At 69.4% G+C, this 1,959-nt stretch carries 1 protein-coding gene; it reads right to left on the reverse strand.

Features of this window, described 5'->3' with window-relative positions:
• Positions 1-57: 57 nt before the first annotated feature.
• Positions 58-1,839 (reverse strand): IS481 family transposase, encoded by a 1,782-nt coding sequence (locus ACWCQS_RS45990; protein ID WP_451009990.1) that lies wholly within the window; start codon positions 1,837-1,839, stop codon positions 58-60.
• Positions 1,840-1,959: the final 120 nt, after the last annotated feature.

Consider the following 1,959-nt stretch of genomic DNA (forward strand, 5'->3'; position numbering starts at 1 on the left):
TGTCGAGTCTCAGTTGATGGTTGACGGGTTGGCGTCGGGTGATGCTTGACGTCTGTCCTAGACGATCTTCCGGCGGTTGTGTTCGCCGGACTTGCGGACGACCACCTCCTTCCTGGTGACACGCGGGACGGTGGTGATCAGCTCTTGGCCGTGGAAGACGCGGATCGTTTGCTCGTCCAGGTGGGCGGTGACGACCTGGTGGGCATAGCCGCGGCCGAGCTGGATGCGCTGTCCGGCGACCATGAAGCCGCCGACGCTGCTGACCGTCCGCTCGGCGATCTGCTCGGCGGGCGGTGGCAGCTGGGGAGGCGGCCCGGCCGGACGAGCGCCTTGCAGGCGTCCGCAGGCTGAGGGCGGCAGGGGGCTGGGCAGGGTGGCCTTGAGGACACGCTGATCATCCAGGACTTGCAGGACTTTGCCGTCGAGCCGGAGGGTGACCCGCTGTCCGGCGAACGGCCAGCCGACCAGGACCTTGTCACCTGCCAGGCCGACGTAGCCGACCGCGTTGACGGTCCGGTCCACCTCCACCACCCCCTTCGTGTCCTTCGCCGGGCCGGGGTCGTCCGCCCATGGTCCGGCGGGACGGGCACCTCCGCCTGCCAGCAGGGCTTTGAGGTCGCGGCCGGACAGCTTCGAGGGCAGCGTCTTGTGCCGGCCGCCGCCTATGAGCACGTGCAGCCGGTTCACGTCGATCCGCAAAGTCACCGTGGTGCCGGCCAGGGCGGGACCAAACCAGATCTGCTGCCCGCGCAGGCTCAGGTTCCCCGACGCGGGCACCACCCGATCCACCTCGATCGCACCGATCTCCCCCTCGGCCATCGGCCAGGCCCGCGGTACCGGCTCTGGCTCTGGCTCAGGCCTCGCGGAGGCCGGAGCGGGGACCGGGTCGAGGCGTGCGGGCAGCACCACCGGCAGCGCGTCCTGCTCGGACCGCGGCCTGGGAACGAACCGGCTGGCCGGGACGGCCATGTCCAGGGCCTGGTGAGGCCGCATCCGGTTGTAGTCCTCCAGCCAGGCATCCACCACCGTCTGCGCCGTCGCCAGATCGACGAACGGATCGTGGCCGTCGAGGAGTTCACGCCGCAGGGTCTGGTGGAAGCGTTCGATCTTTCCCGTGGTCGTCGGGGACTGCGGCTTCGTCAGCCGGTGAGCGATGCCGTTCTCCCGGCAGATCCGGTCGAACATCGTCTCGCCCGGCTTGCCGGAGCCGAAGCGGGCGGTGAACTGCTTGCCGTTGTCCGTCAGCACCTCGCCGGGCACTCCGAACCGCACCAGCGCCTCGCCGAAGGCCAGACACACCGCCCGGGCCGTGGCCCGCTGCACCACCTTCGCGATCACCATGAACCGGGAGTGGTCGTCGATCCCGGTGACCATCTTGCACTCGCTGCCATCTGCCAGCAGGATCCCGCCGACGATGTCCATCTGCCACAGTTCCATCGCCGTCGACCGCTCCCACCTGCGGTAATCCGACCGGCGCCGCTTGCGCACTCCCGGCTCGATCAGACCGTTGCGGACCAGGACCCGGTAGACCGTCGCCCGGGACGGCACCGGCGTGAGGCCTCTGCGTTCCAGCTCGTGCACCAGCCTGCGCGGCCCCCAGCCTGGATGCCGGCGCCGTAACTCACACACCACCGCCTCCACCTCCCCGGCGATCCGGTGCGGACACGACGCCGGCCGGTGCGACCGGTCCGCCAATCCCGGCAGACCCGACTGCTCGTACTTGCGCACCCAGGAATGCACCGACTGCCTCGACACCCCATACCGGGCCGCGACTTGAGTGACCGGAACCCCCGCGGCGACCTCCATCACCGCGTGATACCGCTGCTCGACCACGCTCAACTCCACCAGCACGGCCCCGGCCCTCCCTGCACGCGGATCAGACGCGCACAGCCAAGCCGAGGCAAGCGGTGTCAAGCATCAGGTGAAGCCACAACGTCAAGCATCAACCGAGACAAGACA

This window comes from Streptomyces sp. NPDC002076 (assembly GCF_053593835.1).